The sequence below is a fragment of the Staphylococcus sp. HMSC34G04 genome, from assembly GCF_001838765.1.
GTDB lineage: Bacteria > Bacillota > Bacilli > Staphylococcales > Staphylococcaceae > Staphylococcus > Staphylococcus epidermidis.
On record NZ_KV838685.1, the window covers coordinates 20479 to 42105 of the forward strand.

The 21627-nt window shown below is 35.0% G+C and carries 17 protein-coding genes and 1 other annotated feature; of the genes, 15 read left to right on the top strand and 2 right to left on the bottom strand.

All coding sequences use genetic code 11. The features are described from left to right. The first annotated feature begins 299 nt into the window (after nucleotides 1-299). From rplK to tuf, 12 genes are all read left to right on the top strand, one after another. Nucleotides 300-722 carry a 50S ribosomal protein L11 gene (gene rplK / locus HMPREF3241_RS00105; RefSeq protein WP_001832298.1) on the top strand — a complete coding sequence of 141 codons (423 nt, stop codon included), beginning with the start codon at nucleotides 300-302 and terminating at the stop codon, nucleotides 720-722. Nucleotides 723-935: 213 nt separating this feature from the next. Then, nucleotides 936-1631: a 50S ribosomal protein L1 gene (rplA, locus tag HMPREF3241_RS00110; protein ID WP_001832314.1), complete on the top strand. Its 696-nt coding sequence runs from the start codon at nucleotides 936-938 to the stop codon at nucleotides 1629-1631. Nucleotides 1632-1718: 87 nt separating this feature from the next. Next, nucleotides 1719-1866, top strand: a sequence feature (ribosomal protein L10 leader region). A 39-nt stretch (nucleotides 1867-1905) separates the two neighbouring features. After that, nucleotides 1906-2406, top strand: a complete 501-nt coding sequence (gene rplJ / locus HMPREF3241_RS00115) for a 50S ribosomal protein L10 (protein WP_001832306.1) — start codon at nucleotides 1906-1908, stop codon at nucleotides 2404-2406. A 37-nt stretch (nucleotides 2407-2443) separates the two neighbouring features. Then, the gene (gene rplL, locus HMPREF3241_RS00120) at nucleotides 2444-2812 is read left to right on the top strand and encodes a 50S ribosomal protein L7/L12 (protein ID WP_002491456.1); all 369 of its coding nucleotides are present in this window, start codon (nucleotides 2444-2446) and stop codon (nucleotides 2810-2812) included. Nucleotides 2813-3003: 191 nt separating this feature from the next. After that, the gene (locus tag HMPREF3241_RS00125) at nucleotides 3004-3612 is read left to right on the top strand and encodes a class I SAM-dependent methyltransferase (RefSeq protein ID WP_002505637.1); all 609 of its coding nucleotides are present in this window, start codon (nucleotides 3004-3006) and stop codon (nucleotides 3610-3612) included. A 215-nt stretch (nucleotides 3613-3827) separates the two neighbouring features. Next, nucleotides 3828-7379 carry a DNA-directed RNA polymerase subunit beta gene (gene rpoB / locus HMPREF3241_RS00130; RefSeq protein ID WP_049371030.1) on the top strand — a complete coding sequence of 1184 codons (3552 nt, stop codon included), beginning with the start codon at nucleotides 3828-3830 and terminating at the stop codon, nucleotides 7377-7379. Between the two features lie 158 nt (nucleotides 7380-7537). Continuing rightward, nucleotides 7538-11134: a DNA-directed RNA polymerase subunit beta' gene (rpoC, locus tag HMPREF3241_RS00135; RefSeq protein ID WP_161801161.1), complete on the top strand. Its 3597-nt coding sequence runs from the start codon at nucleotides 7538-7540 to the stop codon at nucleotides 11132-11134. A 327-nt stretch (nucleotides 11135-11461) separates the two neighbouring features. Continuing rightward, nucleotides 11462-11722 carry a ribosomal L7Ae/L30e/S12e/Gadd45 family protein gene (locus HMPREF3241_RS00140; protein WP_002475490.1) on the top strand — a complete coding sequence of 87 codons (261 nt, stop codon included), beginning with the start codon at nucleotides 11462-11464 and terminating at the stop codon, nucleotides 11720-11722. A 90-nt stretch (nucleotides 11723-11812) separates the two neighbouring features. Further along, nucleotides 11813-12226, top strand: coding sequence for a 30S ribosomal protein S12 (rpsL, locus tag HMPREF3241_RS00145; RefSeq protein WP_001833079.1), 414 nt, complete (start codon nucleotides 11813-11815; stop codon nucleotides 12224-12226). Between the two features lie 70 nt (nucleotides 12227-12296). Beyond that, nucleotides 12297-12767 (top strand): 30S ribosomal protein S7, encoded by a 471-nt coding sequence (gene rpsG, locus HMPREF3241_RS00150; RefSeq protein ID WP_001137495.1) that lies wholly within the window; start codon nucleotides 12297-12299, stop codon nucleotides 12765-12767. A 119-nt stretch (nucleotides 12768-12886) separates the two neighbouring features. Then, on the top strand, nucleotides 12887-14968 hold the full coding sequence (fusA, locus tag HMPREF3241_RS00155; RefSeq protein WP_001832287.1) for an elongation factor G: 2082 nt from the start codon (nucleotides 12887-12889) through the stop codon (nucleotides 14966-14968). A 218-nt stretch (nucleotides 14969-15186) separates the two neighbouring features. Then, nucleotides 15187-16371: an elongation factor Tu gene (gene tuf / locus HMPREF3241_RS00160; protein WP_001832289.1), complete on the top strand. Its 1185-nt coding sequence runs from the start codon at nucleotides 15187-15189 to the stop codon at nucleotides 16369-16371. A gap of 124 nt (nucleotides 16372-16495) precedes the next feature. Here the strand turns inward: tuf and HMPREF3241_RS00165 are convergent, their stop codons facing one another. Next, nucleotides 16496-17665, bottom strand: coding sequence for a M20 family metallopeptidase (locus HMPREF3241_RS00165; protein ID WP_002494717.1), 1170 nt, complete (start codon nucleotides 17663-17665; stop codon nucleotides 16496-16498). Between the two features lie 531 nt (nucleotides 17666-18196). On the opposite strand from HMPREF3241_RS00165, the gene HMPREF3241_RS00170 reads away from it, so the two are divergent. Together HMPREF3241_RS00170 and HMPREF3241_RS00175 are read left to right on the top strand one after the other, a co-directional pair. Next, on the top strand, nucleotides 18197-18706 hold the full coding sequence (locus HMPREF3241_RS00170; protein ID WP_002445738.1) for a GNAT family N-acetyltransferase: 510 nt from the start codon (nucleotides 18197-18199) through the stop codon (nucleotides 18704-18706). A gap of 253 nt (nucleotides 18707-18959) precedes the next feature. After that, nucleotides 18960-19910, top strand: a complete 951-nt coding sequence (locus HMPREF3241_RS00175; RefSeq protein ID WP_002475595.1) for an ornithine cyclodeaminase family protein — start codon at nucleotides 18960-18962, stop codon at nucleotides 19908-19910. Nucleotides 19911-19997: 87 nt separating this feature from the next. Here the strand turns inward: HMPREF3241_RS00175 and HMPREF3241_RS00180 are convergent, their stop codons facing one another. After that, complete coding sequence (locus HMPREF3241_RS00180; protein ID WP_002475516.1) at nucleotides 19998-20207, bottom strand: hypothetical protein; 210 nt, start codon at nucleotides 20205-20207, stop codon at nucleotides 19998-20000. Between the two features lie 260 nt (nucleotides 20208-20467). Here HMPREF3241_RS00180 and HMPREF3241_RS00185 point away from each other — a divergent pair, with 260 nt between their 5' ends. Beyond that, on the top strand, nucleotides 20468-21424 hold the full coding sequence (locus HMPREF3241_RS00185; protein ID WP_002445742.1) for an NAD-dependent epimerase/dehydratase family protein: 957 nt from the start codon (nucleotides 20468-20470) through the stop codon (nucleotides 21422-21424). Nucleotides 21425-21627: the final 203 nt, after the last annotated feature.

The following is a 21627-nucleotide window of genomic DNA, read 5'->3' on the forward strand; positions in this document are numbered from 1 at the left end:
ATTTGAATAGATTAAAAAAATATTCATTAAAAGAAAATAGAATTGTAGGTTAGAAAAGTATATTCCTTTATTTATAAGTGATGGATGTACATTAACAAACGATATGAATGTATAAAATAAAACAAATAATAATAGCGTAGTTAGTAAAGATGAAATTTTACTATTGATTTTTTATCAATATAAGTGTTAAAATAATGTGGTCGCGCTTTTATAGCGCTCATTTCGTCACGAAATGTTTAAGAGTGGGAGGGCAAAACTAAGCCCTGTGACCACATCACGATATCAAGGAGGTGCACATCGTGGCTAAAAAAGTAGAAAAAGTAGTTAAATTGCAAATTCCTGCAGGTAAAGCGAATCCAGCACCACCAGTTGGTCCAGCATTAGGTCAAGCAGGTGTGAACATTATGGGATTCTGTAAAGAATTCAATGCTCGTACGCAAGAACAAGCAGGTTTAATCATTCCGGTAGAAATCAGTGTTTATGAAGACCGTTCATTTACATTCATTACAAAAACTCCGCCGGCTCCAGTACTACTTAAAAAAGCAGCTGGTGTTGAAAAAGGTTCTGGGGAACCTAATAAAACTAAAGTTGCAACAGTAACTAAAGATCAAGTACGCGAAATTGCTCAAACAAAAATGCAAGACTTAAATGCTGCAGACGAAGAAGCGGCAATGCGTATTATTGAAGGTACTGCACGTAGCATGGGTATCACTGTACAATAATAAAGCGAAACTTTTTAAATTAATTTGAAATAAACTTAATTTAGACGATAAAAAGCAGGTAACAGATAGGTATACAATGAATATTGTCTATTGGTTTGCTAACATTGCAAAGTAGTGATGTTAACGTTCATCTCTGTTATCTGCTCTTAACTTGCAAGGCGCAAGTGAATGTGGGAGGAAATTCCGCTAAAACCACTAAAGGAGGAACTATAAATGGCTAAAAAAGGTAAAAAGTATCAAGAAGCAGCTAGTAAAGTTGACCGCACTCAATACTATAGTGTTGAAGAAGCAATCAAATTAGCTAAAGAAACTAGCGTTGCTAATTTCGATGCTTCTGTTGAAGTTGCATTCCGTTTAGGAATTGATACACGTAAAAATGACCAACAAATCCGTGGTGCAGTAGTATTACCACACGGTACTGGTAAATCACAACGTGTACTCGTTTTCGCTAAAGGCGATAAAATCACTGAAGCTGAAGAAGCAGGTGCAGATTATGTAGGTGAAGCAGATTACGTACAAAAAATCCAACAAGGTTGGTTTGATTTCGACGTAGTTGTAGCTACACCTGACATGATGGGTGAAGTTGGTAAACTTGGTCGAGTATTAGGACCTAAAGGTTTAATGCCTAACCCTAAAACTGGCACTGTAACAATGGATGTTAAAAAAGCAGTTGAAGAAATCAAAGCTGGTAAGGTAGAATATCGTGCTGAAAAAGCAGGTATTGTACATGCGTCAATTGGTAAAGTGTCATTCGATGAAGAAAAATTAGTTGATAACTTCAGAACTTTACAAGATGTATTAGCGAAAGCTAAACCAGCTTCTGCTAAGGGTACTTACTTCAAATCTGTTGCTGTTACAACAACAATGGGTCCTGGAGTGAAAGTCGATACTTCATCTTTCAAACTATAAATTTTAAATAGAAAACAAATTACAGGCTAACTATCAATTTTAGTCTGTAATTTTTTGTTGACTTTTTATACTAAAGCAGTTATATTAATACTTGTGATTATTTTACCTAAGACAGTAGGAGTTATTAATAACTTAAAACAATATCCTACCGAGGCTAAAATTGACTTGAACGTGATGATTAATGATCTTTCAAGCACTTTTTGCCGTGGGTAGAAAGTGCTTTTTTTATTGTGATTAAAAAAAGCACCCAATAAATTTAAATGGAGGTGTCTGAATGTCTGCTATCATTGAAGCAAAAAAACAACAAGTCGATACTATCGCTGAACAACTTAAAAATTCAGTTTCAACAGTTATCGTTGACTACCGTGGTTTAACTGTAGCAGAAGTTACTGAATTACGTTCACAATTACGTGAAGCTGGTGTTGAGTATAAAGTATACAAAAACACTATGGTTCGTCGTGCTGCTGAACAAGCAGGTATCGAAGGCTTGGATGAATTCTTAACAGGTCCTACAGCAATCGCAACTTCTACTGAAGATGTTGTTGCACCAGCAAAAGTTATTGCGGGATTTGCAAAAGAACATGAAGCTTTAGAAGTTAAAACAGGCGTTATGGAAGGTAACGTTATCTCTGCTGAAGAAGTTAAAACAGTTGGTTCATTACCTTCACACGATGGTCTTGTATCTATGCTTTTATCTGTATTACAAGCACCTGTACGCAACTTCGCTTATGCAGTTAAAGCTGTTGGAGAACAAAAAGAAGAAAGCGCTGAATAATTGCGCATAAAAATTAAATTAATGGAGGAAATATAAAATGGCTAATCAAGAACAAATCATTGAAGCAATTAAAGAAATGTCAGTATTAGAATTAAACGATTTAGTAAAAGCAATTGAAGAAGAATTTGGTGTAACTGCAGCAGCTCCAGTAGCAGCAGCAGGTGCAGCTGGTGGCGGAGATGATGCAGCTGAAAAAACTGAATTTGATGTTGAATTAACTTCAGCTGGATCTTCAAAAATTAAAGTTGTTAAAGCAGTTAAAGAAGCAACTGGCTTAGGATTAAAAGATGCTAAAGAATTAGTAGACGGAGCTCCTAAAGTAATTAAAGAAGCTATGCCTAAAGAAGATGCTGAAAAACTTAAAGAACAATTAGAAGAAGTTGGAGCTAGCGTAGAATTAAAATAGTTTCTACTTTCTAATTAAATAGTTAGGTTGAAAATGTATGTTTAACCTATTTAATATAGATTTCAATGCAAATGCAACCTGAATTCTTTGAGAAGTTAAAACCCCGTTATTCTTATAACGGGGTTTTTCAATTAATTAATACAAGCATACTAAATGCTTTTGGATTGAATGATAAAAATAGAGGTGAAGAAATGAGTCATTATTACGATGAGCAACCTGATGTTAAAAGTAACCCAAAAAGAATTAGTTATCAAATAAAAAAGGTGCAACTAGAACTTACTACTGACGCTGGAGTGTTTTCAAAAGATAGTGTGGATTTTGGATCAGACTTACTAATTAAAACATTTTTAAAAGAACATCCTCCAGGTCCAAGTAAAACCATTGCGGATGTAGGATGTGGATATGGTCCTATCGGTTTAGCAATAGGAAAAGCATCTCCACACCATCAGATTACAATGTTGGATATTAACAATAGAGCCTTGGCGTTGGCAGAAATGAATAAGACGAAAAATCAAGTGGATAATGTAACGATTATGGAAAGTAATTGTTTATCTGCTGTCAATCATCAGTGCTTTGATTACATTTTAACTAATCCCCCTATTAGAGCTGGTAAGGACATTGTTCATCGAATCTTTGAACAAGCGTTTGACAGACTCAAGACTACAGGTGAACTTTATGTCGTCATTCAAAAAAAGCAAGGTATGCCTTCAGCTAAAAAGAAAATAGAAGAACTATTTGGCAATGTAGAAATTATAGCTAAGAGTAAAGGATATTATATTTTGAAAAGTATAAAAGGTTGATTTCGAAATGGTATTCTGATATAGTTATAAAATGTAAAAATTTATGTTCAATAAGTGTGTACTTTTACGTAAAATGGATAAATTAATTAAGTGTAAATAGAAATCGAAAATGGTGTCATCATATGTGTTGCCGTTTTCTTTTTGTCTTTTATATTATTTATTATATTCAATTGAAAAGTAAGGGTGAACACACAATTTTTGAGGGGTGAATCTGTTTGGCAGGTCAAGTTGTCCAATATGGAAGACATCGTAAACGTAGAAATTACGCGAGAATTTCAGAAGTATTAGAATTACCAAACTTAATAGAAATTCAAACAAAATCTTATGATTGGTTCCTTAAAGAAGGTTTATTAGAAATGTTCAGAGATATTTCTCCAATTGAAGATTTCACTGGCAACCTATCTTTAGAATTTGTAGATTACAGATTAGGTGAACCTAAATATGATTTAGAAGAATCAAAAAACCGTGACGCTACTTATGCAGCACCTCTTCGTGTGAAAGTGCGTCTTATTATTAAAGAAACTGGTGAAGTTAAAGAACAAGAAGTCTTCATGGGTGATTTTCCACTGATGACAGATACAGGTACGTTCGTAATTAATGGTGCTGAACGTGTTATCGTATCTCAATTAGTTCGCTCACCATCCGTGTATTTTAACGAGAAAATCGATAAAAATGGACGTGAAAACTATGATGCAACAATCATTCCTAACCGTGGTGCTTGGTTAGAGTATGAGACAGATGCTAAAGATGTTGTATATGTTCGTATCGATAGAACACGTAAATTACCATTGACTGTATTACTACGTGCGCTAGGTTTCTCAACTGATCAAGAAATTGTTGACTTATTAGGAGACAGCGAGTATTTACGTAATACATTAGAAAAAGATGGGACAGAAAATACAGAACAAGCTTTATTAGAGATTTATGAACGTTTACGTCCTGGCGAACCACCAACAGTAGAAAATGCTAAAAGTTTATTATATTCTCGTTTCTTCGACCCTAAACGTTATGATTTAGCTAGTGTAGGTCGTTATAAAGCGAACAAAAAATTACACCTAAAACATCGTTTGTTCAATCAAAAATTAGCAGAGCCAATTGTTAACAGTGAAACTGGTGAAATTGTCGTTGACGAAGGAACAGTTTTAGATCGTCGTAAACTTGACGAAATCATGGACGTATTAGAAACAAACGCTAATAGCGAAGTATTTGAACTTGAAGGTAGCGTAATTGACGAACCTGTAGAAATCCAATCTATTAAAGTATATGTGCCTAACGATGAAGAAGGTTGTACGACTACTGTCATTGGTAATGCACTACCTGATTCTGAAGTTAAATGTATTACTCCAGCAGATATTGTTGCCTCAATGAGTTATTTCTTCAACTTATTGAATGGCATTGGTTATACAGATGATATTGATCATTTAGGTAATCGTCGTTTACGTTCTGTCGGCGAGCTATTACAAAATCAATTCCGTATCGGTTTATCAAGAATGGAACGTGTTGTTCGTGAAAGAATGTCAATACAAGATACAGATTCTATTACGCCACAACAACTGATTAATATCAGACCAGTTATTGCATCAATCAAAGAATTCTTTGGTAGTTCACAATTATCTCAATTCATGGACCAAGCTAACCCGTTAGCAGAGTTAACGCACAAACGTCGTTTATCTGCTTTAGGGCCTGGTGGATTAACACGTGAACGTGCTCAAATGGAAGTGCGTGACGTTCACTACTCTCACTATGGGCGTATGTGTCCAATTGAAACACCTGAGGGTCCTAATATTGGTTTAATAAACTCATTGTCAAGTTATGCTAGAGTGAATGAATTTGGTTTTATTGAAACGCCATATCGTAAAGTGGATTTAGATACAAACTCAATCACCGATCAAATAGATTATTTGACAGCTGATGAAGAGGATAGCTACGTTGTTGCACAGGCTAATTCTAGACTTGATGAAAATGGACGTTTCTTAGATGATGAAGTTGTTTGTCGTTTCCGTGGTAATAACACTGTTATGGCTAAAGAGAAAATGGATTACATGGACGTTTCACCAAAACAAGTTGTTTCAGCAGCAACAGCATGTATTCCATTCTTAGAAAATGACGACTCTAACCGTGCGTTAATGGGAGCAAACATGCAACGTCAAGCAGTGCCTTTAATGAATCCTGAAGCTCCATTTGTGGGTACAGGTATGGAACATGTAGCCGCAAGAGACTCTGGTGCTGCAATCACTGCTAAGCATAGAGGGCGCGTTGAACATGTTGAATCTAATGAAATTTTAGTTCGTCGTTTAGTTGAAGAAAATGGAACTGAGCATGAAGGTGAATTAGATCGTTATCCTTTAGCGAAATTCAAGCGTTCAAACTCTGGTACTTGTTATAACCAACGTCCGATTGTATCAATTGGAGATGTTGTTGAATATAATGAGATTTTAGCGGACGGTCCTTCAATGGAATTAGGAGAAATGGCATTAGGACGAAATGTAGTTGTTGGTTTCATGACATGGGACGGTTACAACTATGAGGATGCTGTAATTATGAGTGAACGACTAGTTAAAGATGATGTATATACATCTATTCATATTGAAGAGTATGAGTCAGAAGCTCGTGATACGAAATTAGGACCTGAGGAAATCACACGTGATATTCCAAACGTATCTGAAAGTGCACTTAAGAACTTAGATGATCGTGGTATCGTTTACGTTGGTGCAGAGGTTAAAGACGGTGACATCTTAGTAGGTAAAGTAACGCCTAAAGGTGTAACAGAATTAACAGCTGAAGAGAGATTATTACACGCTATCTTTGGTGAAAAAGCACGTGAGGTTCGTGATACATCATTACGTGTACCTCATGGTGCTGGCGGTATCGTTTTAGATGTTAAAGTCTTTAATCGTGAAGAAGGAGACGATACTTTATCTCCTGGAGTTAACCAATTAGTACGTGTATATATTGTCCAAAAACGTAAAATACATGTTGGTGACAAAATGTGTGGTCGTCACGGTAACAAAGGTGTTATTTCTAAGATTGTTCCAGAAGAAGATATGCCATATTTACCAGATGGTCGACCAATCGACATTATGTTAAACCCATTAGGTGTACCATCACGTATGAACATTGGACAAGTATTAGAATTACATTTAGGTATGGCAGCTAAAAACTTAGGAATCCACGTTGCTTCTCCAGTGTTTGATGGTGCCAACGATGATGACGTTTGGTCAACTATCGAAGAAGCTGGAATGGCGCGTGATGGTAAAACTGTCCTATACGATGGACGAACTGGTGAACCTTTCGATAATCGTATTTCAGTTGGTGTCATGTATATGCTTAAACTTGCACACATGGTAGATGATAAGTTACATGCACGTTCTACTGGACCATACTCACTTGTTACACAACAACCATTAGGTGGTAAAGCACAATTTGGTGGTCAACGTTTCGGTGAGATGGAGGTATGGGCACTTGAAGCTTATGGTGCTGCTTATACTTTACAAGAAATCTTAACTTATAAATCTGATGATACTGTAGGTCGTGTTAAAACTTACGAGTCTATAGTTAAAGGTGAGAATATTTCTAGACCTAGTGTTCCAGAATCATTCCGAGTATTGATGAAAGAACTACAAAGTTTAGGTCTAGATGTTAAAGTGATGGATGAGCATGATAATGAAATCGAAATGGCCGATGTTGATGACGAAGATGCAGCAGAACGCAAAGTAGATTTACAACAAAAGAGTGCTCCAGAATCACAAAAAGAAACTACCGATTAATAAGCACTTAAGATAACTGAAACCATAGAGGTATGAAATGCTAGTCATTTCAACCTCTTTAAGGTATTTAATTTCAATGAATGTAATCAATCAAATAGCACAGCTAATCTAAATTGAAGGAGGTAGGCTCCTTGATTGATGTAAATAATTTCCATTATATGAAAATAGGATTGGCTTCACCTGAAAAAATTCGCTCTTGGTCTTATGGTGAAGTTAAGAAACCTGAAACAATAAATTACCGTACACTTAAGCCTGAAAAAGATGGTCTATTCTGTGAAAGAATTTTCGGACCTACTAAAGATTGGGAATGTAGTTGTGGTAAGTACAAACGTGTACGCTACAAAGGTATGGTATGTGATAGATGTGGCGTTGAAGTAACGAAATCAAAAGTGCGTCGTGAAAGAATGGGTCATATTGAATTAGCAGCACCCGTATCTCACATTTGGTATTTCAAAGGAATTCCAAGTCGTATGGGGCTATTATTAGATATGTCTCCTAGAGCATTAGAAGAAGTAATATACTTCGCTTCATATGTTGTAGTTGATCCAGGACCAACTGGACTTGAAAAGAAAACATTATTATCTGAAGCTGAATTCAGAGAATATTATGATAAATACCCAAATCAATTTGTTGCCAAAATGGGTGCAGAAGGTATAAAAGACCTATTAGAAGAAATTGATTTAGATGAAGAATTAAAAGAGTTACGTGATGAGCTTGAATCTGCAACAGGTCAAAGATTAACACGTGCGATTAAACGTTTAGAGGTAGTTGAGTCATTTAGAAATTCTGGGAATAATCCTTCTTGGATGATTTTAGATGTATTACCTATTATACCACCTGAAATTCGTCCGATGGTTCAATTAGACGGTGGACGTTTCGCTACAAGTGATTTAAATGACTTGTATCGTCGTGTTATCAATCGTAACAACCGTTTAAAACGTTTATTAGACCTTGGAGCACCAGGCATCATTGTTCAAAATGAAAAACGTATGTTACAAGAAGCAGTCGATGCTTTAATTGACAATGGTCGTCGTGGTCGCCCTGTAACGGGACCAGGTAACCGTCCATTGAAATCTCTTTCACATATGCTTAAAGGTAAGCAAGGACGTTTCCGTCAAAACTTACTAGGTAAACGTGTTGACTATTCAGGGCGTTCAGTTATCGCAGTTGGACCAAGCTTGAAAATGTATCAATGTGGTTTACCAAAAGAAATGGCGCTTGAATTATTTAAACCATTCGTTATGAAAGAGTTAGTTCAACGTGAGATTGCTACAAACATTAAAAATGCTAAAAGTAAAATTGAACGTATGGACGATGAAGTTTGGGATGTGCTTGAAGATGTTATAACTGAACATCCAGTACTATTAAACCGTGCTCCAACACTACACAGACTAGGTATTCAGGCATTTGAACCTACTCTAGTAGAAGGTCGTGCAATTCGCCTTCACCCTCTTGTTACAACTGCTTATAATGCAGACTTTGATGGTGACCAAATGGCTGTTCACGTTCCATTATCAAAAGAAGCTCAAGCTGAAGCACGTATGCTTATGCTTGCAGCACAAAACATCCTAAACCCTAAAGATGGTAAGCCAGTTGTAACACCATCACAAGATATGGTTTTAGGTAACTATTACCTAACATTAGAGCGAAAAGATGCCGTGAATACTGGTGCAATCTTTAACGATACTAATGAGGTTTTAAAAGCTTATGCAAATGGTTATGTACATCTACACACTCGTATAGGTGTTCATGCTAATTCATTTAATAATCCAACGTTTACTGATGAGCAAAATAGCAAAATTTTAGCTACTTCAGTAGGTAAAATTATTTTCAATGAAATTATTCCTGATTCATTTGCATACATTAATGAACCAAGTCAAGCTAATCTAGAAAGAACGACACCTGATAAATACTTTGTTGATCCTACACAATTAGGTGAAGGTGGACTAAAAGAATACTTTGATAATACAGAACTTATTGAACCTTTCAACAAAAAGTTCTTAGGAAATATCATCGCAGAAGTATTCAATAGATTTAGCATTACTGATACTTCAATGATGCTTGATAGAATGAAAGATTTAGGATTCAAATTCTCATCTAAAGCTGGTATTACTGTTGGTGTTTCTGACATTGTTGTACTTCCAGATAAACAAGACATTTTAGATGAACATGAAAAATTAGTTGAACGTGTGACTAAACAGTATAATCGTGGTTTAATCACTGAAGACGAGCGTTACAATGCTGTTGTAGAAATTTGGACTGACGCAAAAGACCAAATTCAAGGCGAATTAATGCAGTCTCTTGAAAAAACTAACCCAATATTTATGATGAGTGATTCTGGTGCCCGTGGTAATGCATCAAACTTCACTCAATTAGCTGGTATGCGTGGATTAATGGCAGCACCATCTGGTAAGATTATTGAATTACCAATCACATCTTCATTCCGTGAAGGTTTAACGGTATTAGAATACTTTATTTCTACACACGGTGCGCGTAAAGGTCTTGCCGATACAGCACTTAAAACAGCTGATTCTGGTTACCTTACTCGTCGTCTTGTTGATGTAGCACAAGATGTTATCGTTCGTGAAGAAGATTGTGGTACAGACCGTGGTTTATTAGTTTCTGATATAAAAGAAGGAACTGAAATGATTGAACCATTTATCGAACGTATCGAAGGTCGTTATTCTAAAGAAACAATTCGACATCCTGAAACAGACGAAGTAATTATTCGCCCAGACGAATTAATTACACCAGATATTGCAAAACAAATCACTGATGCAGGTATTGAGCAAATGTATATACGCTCAGCATTTACATGTAACACACGTCATGGTGTATGTGAAAAATGTTATGGTAAAAACCTTGCTACTGGTGAAAAAGTTGAAGTGGGTGAAGCAGTTGGTACAATTGCCGCTCAATCTATCGGTGAACCAGGTACCCAACTTACAATGCGTACATTCCACACTGGTGGTGTAGCAGGAAGTGACATCACTCAAGGTCTTCCTCGTATCCAAGAAATCTTTGAGGCACGTAATCCAAAAGGTCAAGCTGTGATTACTGAAATCGAAGGTGTAATTGATGATATTAAATTAGCAAAAGATCGCCAACAAGAAATAATTGTTAAAGGTGCTAATGAAACTAGATCTTATCTAGCATCAGGTACTTCAAGACTTAAAGTTGAAATAGGTCAATCTGTTGAACGTGGTGAAGTTCTAACAGAAGGTTCAATTGAACCTAAAAACTATTTATCTGTAGCAGGCCTAAATGCAACTGAAAGTTACTTATTAAAAGAAGTACAAAAAGTTTACCGTATGCAAGGTGTTGAAATTGACGACAAACACGTTGAAGTTATGGTAAGACAAATGTTACGTAAAGTTCGCATCATTGAAGCTGGTGACACTAAATTATTACCAGGTTCACTAGTTGATATTCATAACTTTACTGACGCTAACAGAGATGCATTCAAACATCGTAAACGTCCAGCTACAGCTAAACCAGTATTACTTGGTATTACTAAAGCTTCTCTGGAAACTGAAAGCTTCTTATCAGCAGCTTCATTCCAAGAAACAACACGTGTGCTTACTGATGCAGCTATTAAAGGTAAACGTGATGATTTACTTGGTCTTAAAGAGAATGTTATTATTGGTAAGTTAATTCCTGCTGGTACTGGTATGAGACGTTATAGTGATATTCAATACGATAAAGCTACTGCACCAGTAACAGAAACAAGTGAAGAAGTTGAAACGATAGATTAATGAGTCTAATTAGACTTTGATTTATGACATTATCACAAATCATACATTAGACCGAAAATTATGAACCATAAAATTCTAGTACAGAGATTTTCAGACGAAAATATTTGTGCTAGAGATATCATTCAAGAGTGGGACGATGCGTTTAGCTTAATTTATGTCCCACTCTCTTCTTTTTGCTATAAATTATAGATGTTGTAATAATTACTATGAAATTTTGAAGTGCTTTGTATTTTATTTATAAATGCAAATATAAGTTGTTGACTATTAGTAACAAATAATGTTAATATATTAAAGGTTGATGCAAGCAGAACTTTGGAGGATATGTAGATGTCTAATGAAAAAGTTGCACGCTTTAACAAACAACAATATGTAGTTGGTCTTAAAGAAACGCTTAAAGCGTTAAAGAAAGATCAAGTTACATCATTGATTATTGCTCAAGACGTTGAAGTTCATTTACTAACTCGCGTGTTAAGCTATATCAATCATAAAAACATACCAGTCTCATTTTTTTCTAGCCAACATGCGTTAGGAAAATATGTAGGTATTAATGTTAATGCGACAATAGTTGCATTAATAAGTGAGAATTAGTAAGTGTTTTACTTACTAAATTTTATTTAACCTTAAAATGAACCACCTGGATGTGTGGGATTAAAAAACGAAGAGAGGAGGACATATTCAATGCCAACTATTAACCAATTAGTACGTAAACCAAGAAAAAGCAAAACGAAACAATCAGATTCACCAGCTTTAAACAGAGGTTTCAATAGTAAAAAGAAACAATTTACTAACTTAAACTCACCTCAAAAACGTGGTGTATGTACTCGTGTAGGTACAATGACACCTAAAAAACCTAACTCTGCGTTACGTAAATATGCACGTGTGCGTTTATCAAATAACATTGAAGTTAACGCATACATTCCTGGTATCGGACACAACTTACAAGAACACAGTGTTGTACTTGTTCGTGGTGGACGAGTGAAAGACTTACCTGGTGTGCGTTACCATATCGTACGTGGTGCACTTGATACTTCAGGTGTTGATGGACGTAGACAAGGACGTTCATTATACGGAACTAAAAAACCAAAAAATTAAGTTTAAGATTACGTAAATTTTAAATATATCTTTTAATAATATACTATAATAGGAAGGGAGGATTTAGATTATGCCTCGTAAAGGATCAGTACCTAAAAGAGATGTATTACCAGATCCAATTCATAACTCTAAGTTAGTTACTAAATTAATTAACAAAATTATGTTAGACGGTAAACGTGGAACAGCTCAAAGAATTCTTTATTCTGCATTTGATCTTGTTGAACAACGTAGTGGTCGTGATGCATTAGAAGTGTTCGAAGAAGCAATTAATAATATTATGCCAGTATTAGAAGTTAAAGCTCGTCGTGTAGGTGGTTCTAACTACCAAGTACCAGTTGAGGTGCGCCCAGAACGTCGTACTACTCTTGGATTACGTTGGTTAGTAAACTATGCGCGTCTTCGTGGTGAAAAAACTATGGAAGATCGTTTAGCTAACGAAATCTTAGATGCTGCAAATAATACAGGTGGTGCAGTCAAAAAACGTGAAGACACTCACAAAATGGCTGAAGCGAACAAAGCATTTGCTCACTACCGCTGGTAAGATTAAAGCTATTACCCTGAGTGTGTTCCGTTATGTGGTTTACCAATAAATGGCTCATGCTTAGGGCATCGCCATATCTATAGTACTTATTCAGTAAATACTGGAAGGAGAAAAAATACATGGCAAGAGACTTTTCTTTGAAAAATACTCGTAATATCGGTATCATGGCTCACATTGATGCTGGTAAGACAACTACGACTGAACGTATTCTTTACTACACAGGTCGTATCCATAAAATTGGTGAAACACATGAAGGTGCTTCACAAATGGACTGGATGGAACAAGAGCAAGACCGTGGTATTACTATCACATCTGCGGCTACAACTGCACAATGGCAAGGTCACCGTGTAAACATCATCGATACTCCTGGACACGTAGACTTCACAGTTGAAGTTGAACGTTCATTACGTGTACTTGATGGTGCCGTTACTGTACTTGATGCACAATCAGGGGTAGAACCTCAAACTGAAACAGTTTGGCGTCAAGCAACAACTTATGGTGTACCTCGTATTGTTTTTGTAAACAAAATGGACAAATTAGGTGCGAACTTTGAATATTCAGTAAGCACTTTACATGATCGTTTACAAGCAAATGCAGCACCTATCCAATTACCTATTGGTGCAGAAGATGAATTTGAAGCAATCATTGACTTAGTAGAAATGAAATGCTTTAAATATACAAATGACCTAGGTACAGAAATCGATGAAATCGAAATCCCAGAAGATCATAAAGAGAGAGCTGAAGAAGCTCGTGCTCAATTAATTGAAGCTGTTGCTGAAAACAACGACGATTTAATGGAGAAATATCTTGGGGATGAAGAGATTTCAGTTGATGAATTAAAAGATGCTATCCGCCAAGCTACTACTGACGTAGAATTCTACCCAGTACTTTGTGGTACAGCGTTCAAAAACAAAGGTGTTCAATTAATGCTTAACGCAGTAATTGATTATTTACCTTCACCATTAGATGTTAAACCAATTATTGGTCATCGTGCGAACAACCCTGATGAAGAAGTTGTTGCTAAACCAGATGATTCAGCAGAATTTGCTGCTTTAGCATTTAAAGTTATGACTGACCCTTATGTTGGTAAATTAACATTCTTCCGTGTATACTCTGGAACATTGTCTTCAGGGTCATATGTGAAGAACTCTTCTAAAGATAAACGTGAACGTGTTGGACGTTTATTACAAATGCATGCGAACTCACGTCAAGAAATTGACACTGTTTACTCAGGTGAAATTGCAGCTGCAGTTGGCCTTAAAGAAACAGGTACTGGTGATACTTTATGTGGAGAGAAAAATGACATTATCTTGGAATCAATGGAATTCCCAGAACCAGTTATCCACTTATCAGTTGAACCAAAATCTAAAGCTGACCAAGATAAAATGACTCAAGCTTTAGTTAAATTACAAGAAGAAGACCCAACATTCCATGCACACACAGATGAAGAAACTGGACAAGTTATCATCGGTGGTATGGGTGAATTACACTTAGATATTTTAGTTGACCGTATGAAGAAAGAATTCAACGTTGAATGTAACGTAGGTGCTCCAATGGTTTCTTATCGTGAAACATTTAAACAACCTGCACAAGTTCAAGGTAAATTCTCACGTCAATCTGGTGGTCGTGGTCAATATGGTGATGTTCACATTGAATTCACTCCTAACGAAACAGGTGGCGGTTTCGAATTCGAAAACGCTATTGTTGGTGGTGTAGTTCCTCGTGAATACATTCCATCAGTTGAACAAGGTCTTAAAGATGCTATGGAAAATGGTGTCTTAGCTGGTTATCCATTAATTGATGTTAAAGCTAAATTATTTGATGGTTCTTATCATGATGTCGATTCATCTGAAATGGCCTTCAAAATTGCTGCTTCATTAGCGCTTAAAGAAGCTGCTAAAAAATGTGATCCAGTTATCTTAGAACCAATGATGAAAGTTACTATCGAAATGCCTGAAGAGTATATGGGTGATATCATGGGTGACGTAACTGCTCGTCGTGGACGTGTAGACGGTATGGAACCACGTGGTAATGCTCAAGTTGTTAACGCATATGTACCACTTTCAGAAATGTTTGGTTATGCAACTTCATTACGTTCTAACACGCAAGGTCGCGGTACTTACACAATGTACTTTGACCACTATGCAGAAGTTCCTAAATCAATTGCTGAAGAAATCATCAAGAAAAATAAAGGTGAATAATATAACTTGTTAAGACTAGCTAAGCTAGGTTAAAATACAGGTTGAGCTTATTTATAAGCTGACATTTTTATGATTTGATTTTTAGGGGTAAATGCATTATAAAAGAATTATAAATTCTTTTATGCTATACTCAATCAATTTTCTTCTCATGATGGTGAGAAACTATCATGAGAGATAAATTTGAAATAACTTTTATTAAGAATAGGAGAGATTTAATAATGGCAAAAGAAAAATTTGATCGCTCAAAAGAACATGCCAATATTGGTACTATCGGTCACGTTGACCATGGTAAAACAACTTTAACAGCTGCTATCGCAACTGTATTAGCTAAAAATGGTGACACTGTTGCACAATCATACGATATGATTGACAACGCTCCAGAAGAAAAAGAACGTGGTATTACAATCAATACTGCACATATCGAATACCAAACTGACAAACGTCACTATGCTCACGTTGACTGCCCAGGACACGCTGACTATGTTAAAAACATGATCACTGGTGCAGCTCAAATGGACGGCGGTATCTTAGTTGTATCTGCTGCTGACGGTCCAATGCCACAAACTCGTGAACACATCTTATTATCACGTAACGTTGGTGTACCAGCATTAGTTGTATTCTTAAACAAAGTTGACATGGTAGACGACGAAGAATTATTAGAATTAGTTGAAATGGAAGTTCGTGACTTATTAAGCGAATATGACTTCCCAGGTGACGATGTACCTGTAATCGCTGGTTCTGCATTAAAAGCATTAGAAGGCGATGCTGAATACGAACAAAAAATCTTAGACTTAATGCAAGCAGTTGATGATTACATTCCAACTCCAGAACGTGATTCTGACAAACCATTCATGATGCCAGTTGAGGACGTATTCTCAATCACTGGTCGTGGTACTGTTGCTACAGGCCGTGTTGAACGTGGTCAAATCAAAGTTGGTGAAGAAGTTGAAATCATCGGTATGCATGAAACTTCTAAAACAACTGTTACTGGTGTAGAAATGTTCCGTAAGTTATTAGACTACGCTGAAGCTGGTGACAACATCGGTGCTTTATTACGTGGTGTTGCACGTGAAGACGTACAACGTGGTCAAGTATTAGCTGCTCCTGGTTCTATTACACCACACACAAAATTCAAAGCTGAAGTATACGTATTATCTAAAGATGAAGGTGGACGTCACACTCCATTCTTCACTAACTATCGCCCACAATTCTATTTCCGTACTACTGACGTAACTGGTGTTGTAAACTTACCAGAAGGTACAGAAATGGTTATGCCTGGCGACAACGTTGAAATGACAGTTGAATTAATCGCTCCAATCGCTATCGAAGACGGAACTCGTTTCTCAATTCGTGAAGGTGGACGTACTGTTGGATCAGGCGTTGTAACTGAAATCTTTGAATAATATATTATTCATCAAAAAAGACTCCCATTAGGGAGTCTTTTTTGTTATATATCTGAATATAATTCATTCATTGTTCATTATGCTATTTTATTTAAATGATTTAATATACTTAGTTATCCTCTTATTAAAAAACATTTTCAATTTCTAATATTTTTAAAAATTCACTGGCTGCATATTTTAATGAAGATTCATCAATGTCAAAATGAGGATTATGATGGGGTGCAGTAATGCCTTTGTCTTTATTACCACAACCAGTTAAGAAGAATGCACCAGGTCGTACTTTAAGATAATGTGAAAAATCCTCACCAATCATCATTAAGTCTGACTCATTAAATCTTAAATGTAAATCATTAGCAGCTTGTTTGACTACATCATATGATTGTTGATGATTGTGTACTGGTAAATAACCTTTAATGTATTCCAATTCATAAGTAATATCGTTTGATAAAGATAAACCTTGTAAGAGCTTATCCATTTTATTTTGAACATGACTTTGTAATTTTGTGTCAAAAGTACGTACAGTCCCTTTACAAAAAGCTGTATCTGGAATAACACTATCTGTTGATCCTGCTTGAATCATTCCGAAAGTAAGAACAGCTTCCTTTACTGGATCAATTGTTCGAGAAATAATTTTTTGGGCACTTAAAATAAACTCAGCCATAATGACAATAGGGTCGATTGTTTCGTGTGGTTTCGCACCATGACCACCCTTTCCATATATAGTTACACTAAATTCATCTGGTGAAGCCATTATTGCTCCAGGCCTAGAATAGATTGTCCCAGACGGATAACCACTCCATAAGTGTGTGCCATAAATTTTATCGACGTTCTGTAGACAGCCATCATCAATCATTTCTTGAGAACCACCTGGCATAATTTCCTCACCATACTGGAATATAAAAACAACATTACCTTTCAATAAATGACGATGTTCGTGAACAATTTCAGCTACTCCAAGTAAAATAGCTGTATGGCCATCATGTCCACAAGCATGCATGCACCCTTTATTTTTTGAACGATAGGGTACATCATTTAATTCTTGAACAGGTAATGCATCGAAATCTGCTCGCAATGCAATCGTTGGGCCATTTGAATCAGATCCTTTAAAAGTTGCTTTTATTCCATTACGTCCAACTGGTGTTTCTATTGTGCATGCTAATTGGCTCAATTGATTTACAATAAAATCATGCGTGCGTTTTTCCTCAAAAGAAAGTTCTGGGTATTGATGCAAATATCGTCGTAATTGCACCATTCTCTTTTCTTTATTACTTGCTAATTGAAACCAATCAAACACATGTATCACTTCTTCCATCTTAATTATTGATATTAGTATATCATTATTATTTTAGCTTAAATAGACTTTGTTTTGTTAATACGATATCTAACATTTTTTCACACTATCTCATAACATTTGGAAACATTAAAATGATTAAATATAAAGGGATAGCCCTCATAAAAATACAACACAAATCATAAAACCACACTTAAATTAATAAGAATAAATCATCCATAAAGTTTTTGTTATCAACTGTTACAATAAAAGATAATGTTTATGTAAAAGTATTCAAAAATATGTAGAATACTAAAATACTAAGAAGTGATGTGAATTAGTCGTATTTCTAAGAATTTAATTGCTATGAGACATTTTAATATAATATGAACATCTTGCTAAAGGAATATTAGAATTAGTAATTATAGCTTATTAGGAGTGGGAAAAATTAAAAAGTAAGAAAATTATGATGAGACAGTTTGTTATAATTTTTGATGTTCATACTTAGTCACATTAAAATATAGTTATCAATAATATAAGATATGGGGTATTTAAGTGGAAGAAATCAGACCAATAACCTATCAAGATAAAGAGGCATACTATTATTATATTCAAGAGTGGTATGAAAATGAGGAAAAAGTGATACCAGGGAATACAGACATTGCCAATTATAATTCATTTAACAATATGGTTGATCGGCTTAATTCTAGTGAAGTTGATGAGGGCTTTGTACCGACTACAACACTATTTTATTTTAAAGATTCAATTATTATAGGTGCTGTTGATATCAGACATCAATTAAATGATAAACTATCAAATATTGGTGGTCATGTGGGATACGGTGTAGCTAAATCTTATAGAGGGAAAGGTTACGCTACTATCCTTCTAGAAAAGGCTTTAGATGAACTTAAGACATTAAATGTAGAGGTCGTACTTATGACATGTAATCCACTTAATTTTGCTTCTCAAACAGTGATGAAGAAATGTGGTGGATATCAAATTGAATCCTATATTAAAAAAAATGGTAAACCTGTTCATCGATATCATATACCTAATACAAAATAATCATGATTATTAAGAAGATATTGTGATAAAGCTAAATATATGATTTTTATTTTTAAAATGATTAGCAAAATGGAGCTTTTTAAAGTCAATATTATTTGAGATGGGAGCTTAGACTTTTAAGTTTATTTATAGCAAAAGAATTTTAATAGAGAATTATGATTTAACAACATCTGGTTATATTACACTTTGAGAAAAAGTTAATCATCTAAATAATCCTATATAATATATTAAAAGCGTAGGAGGATTCATAATAATGAAATATATAGATGAGCAAACACAAGCTCAATTATTAAACATGAATGAAGTCATTTTAGAAGTAGAAAAAGCTTTGCAAGCTTTTTCAGAGAATAAGACGATAACACCATTAAGATATGTTTTGCCATTTAATGAGCAAAATCGTTATTTAGTGATGCCAGCATTATCCGATGAATTAAATATCGTTGGACTTAAAACAGTCTCATTTGCACCTGAAAATTCAAAAAAAGAGAAAGCGACTATTACTGGATCGGTTATTTTAAGTGACTATGAAACAGGAGAAACATTGTCTATATTAGATGGTGGTTTTCTTACTAAAGTAAGAACAGGTGCAATTTCAGGTGTAGCTACTAAATATCTAGCAAAAGAAAACGCTAAAACACTTAGTGTAATAGGGGCAGGTGTACAAGCTGAAGGTCTGATTGAAGCGATACTTGCTGTTAGGGATATTGAAAACATTCACATCGCTAGTAGAACGTTTGAAAAAGCAGAAAATTTTGCTCAAAATATACGAAATCGATTTAATATTAAAGTGAGTGTATTTAAATCGGCAGATGAAGCGATAGACAGTGCAGATATTGTAGTTACAGCAACAAATGCAAGTCAGCCCGTTTATACCCATTCTTTACATCCAGGCGTGCATTTAAATGCAGTCGGATCCTTTAAACCAGATATGCAAGAAATACCTTCAGAAACAATGCTTGTTGCTAATAAAATTGTTGTTGAATCTATGGAAGCAGCTTTAGAAGAAACAGGTGATTTAAAAATTCCTCAATCAGAAGGAATATTAACTAAAAATATGCTACATAGTGAATTAGGCGACATTATTTCTGGTGAAAAAGTGGGTCGCGAAACTGAAGAAGAAGTGACAGTCTTTAAATCGGTCGGTCTAGCAATTGTGGATATCATTGTGGCACAATATTTTTATAAAAAATTAATACAATCTTAGGTTAAATCAATGTTAGTGAAAATAGAGCAGGTAGAGTCGTAACTGCTCTATTTATTTTTTATCTGACGATAGGGCAATTACTTTTATCTAAGATTGATGTTTATAATTAGTTATACATTTGAACAATGCAACTACAAATAACATGATAAAAATAATTAAACTGATACTTGATAATAGCAAAGGTGCAACTTGATGTTTATAAATAAGTACATTGATATCTACAATTATAAAAATAACGAAAATAATCATAGATATAATTAAATTTGATTGATGACGTATGTATGAGCTTCTTTTCATCTACAATACAAATCCTCTCTATCATTCAATTCTTTTAGTATGTATTTTATCGTATGTTACTAACAAAGTTCAAATCCACCTTTTTAGTCGTCAGTCACTGTACCCTCAGACAAACGTCAGACTAACGCACGCGTGACTTTACAAATAAAGGACATATTTTATAAAGAAATTACCGTCATATTATTATATTTTATTTAAGTAAAAGGATTGTTCATTCTACAAAGGCTGTGTTTTATATTTTAATATAAGGAGATTAGTTTATGAAAAAAATAATAATCACTGGAGCACTCGGTCAAATTGGTACTGAATTAGTTATTAAGTGTAGAGAAAGATATGGAACTGAAAATGTATTAGCTACTGATATAAGAAAGCCAGAACCACACTCTCCAGTTAAAGACGGTCCTTTTGAAATCTTAGATGTTACAGATAGAAATCGTTTATTTGAAACAGTGAGATATTTCAATGCCGATACACTTATGCATATGGCCGCACTGCTTTCTGCTACAGCGGAAAAGAAACCACTAGTTGCCTGGGATTTGAATATGGGGGGACTTATAAATACACTCGAAGCAGCAAGAAGGTATCAATTAAAATTTTTTACGCCAAGTTCAATAGGAGCTTTTGGTATTTCGACACCTAAAGTAAATACACCTCAATTAACAATACAACAACCAACGACTATGTATGGTATAAACAAAGTAACTGGGGAATTATTATGTCAGTATTATTATGTCAAATTTGGAGTGGATACACGTAGCGTTAGATTTCCTGGGTTAATTTCACATGTTAAAGAACCTGGCGGTGGCACAACGGATTATGCAGTTGATATGTATTTTAAGGCAGTTAAAAAAGGACATTATACAAGCTATATTAATCGTTACACTTATATGGATATGATGTACATGGAAGACGCTATTGATGCGATTATCAAATTAATGGAAGAAGACAGTGTTAAATTAAAAACAAGAAATGGCTATAACTTAAGTGCAATGAGTATTGAACCTGAAATGTTAAAACAAGCTATACAAGTATACTATCCAGATTTTACCTTAGACTATGACATTGATTTAGAGCGTCAAGATATTGCATTAAGTTGGCCAGATAGTATAGATACGAGCTGTGCTGAGGATGAGTGGGGATTTGATCCTAAATATGATTTACCAACTATGACTAAAGTGATGTTAGAGGCAATTGAGAAAAAACAAAAAGAATGCTGAGCCCATACGTACTTTTTAAAGTATATAGCTATCTTTTAAAACTTTAATAAAAGATACTACTTCAAAATATTGAATGACAAGAGAAGTTCGAATCAGTTTGTCGAGTAACTACATTGCACAAATTGTCCGATTTATATATCCCCTCATACAGATATTTTTTTAGATTCAAATGGTCAAAGTGAATGATAGGATATAGGGTAAAG

Excerpts from the sequence above, each read along its gene's own strand:
- HMPREF3241_RS00180 (WP_002475516.1), bottom strand. The coding sequence starts at position 20,207 with ATGAAAAGAAGCTCATACATACGTCATCAATCAAATTTAATTATATCT.
- HMPREF3241_RS00140 (WP_002475490.1), top strand. The coding sequence starts at position 11,462 with ATGTCTAATGAAAAAGTTGCACGCTTTAACAAACAACAATATGTAGTT.
- HMPREF3241_RS00185 (WP_002445742.1), top strand. The coding sequence starts at position 20,468 with ATGAAAAAAATAATAATCACTGGAGCACTCGGTCAAATTGGTACTGAA.
- rpsL (WP_001833079.1), top strand. The coding sequence starts at position 11,813 with ATGCCAACTATTAACCAATTAGTACGTAAACCAAGAAAAAGCAAAACG.
- tuf (WP_001832289.1), top strand. The coding sequence starts at position 15,187 with ATGGCAAAAGAAAAATTTGATCGCTCAAAAGAACATGCCAATATTGGT.
- HMPREF3241_RS00175 (WP_002475595.1), top strand. The coding sequence starts at position 18,960 with ATGAAATATATAGATGAGCAAACACAAGCTCAATTATTAAACATGAAT.
- HMPREF3241_RS00125 (WP_002505637.1), top strand. The coding sequence starts at position 3,004 with ATGAGTCATTATTACGATGAGCAACCTGATGTTAAAAGTAACCCAAAA.
- rpoC (WP_161801161.1), top strand. The coding sequence starts at position 7,538 with ATGAAAATAGGATTGGCTTCACCTGAAAAAATTCGCTCTTGGTCTTAT.
- rplL (WP_002491456.1), top strand. The coding sequence starts at position 2,444 with ATGGCTAATCAAGAACAAATCATTGAAGCAATTAAAGAAATGTCAGTA.
- rplJ (WP_001832306.1), top strand. The coding sequence starts at position 1,906 with ATGTCTGCTATCATTGAAGCAAAAAAACAACAAGTCGATACTATCGCT.
- rplA (WP_001832314.1), top strand. The coding sequence starts at position 936 with ATGGCTAAAAAAGGTAAAAAGTATCAAGAAGCAGCTAGTAAAGTTGAC.
- rpsG (WP_001137495.1), top strand. The coding sequence starts at position 12,297 with ATGCCTCGTAAAGGATCAGTACCTAAAAGAGATGTATTACCAGATCCA.
- fusA (WP_001832287.1), top strand. The coding sequence starts at position 12,887 with ATGGCAAGAGACTTTTCTTTGAAAAATACTCGTAATATCGGTATCATG.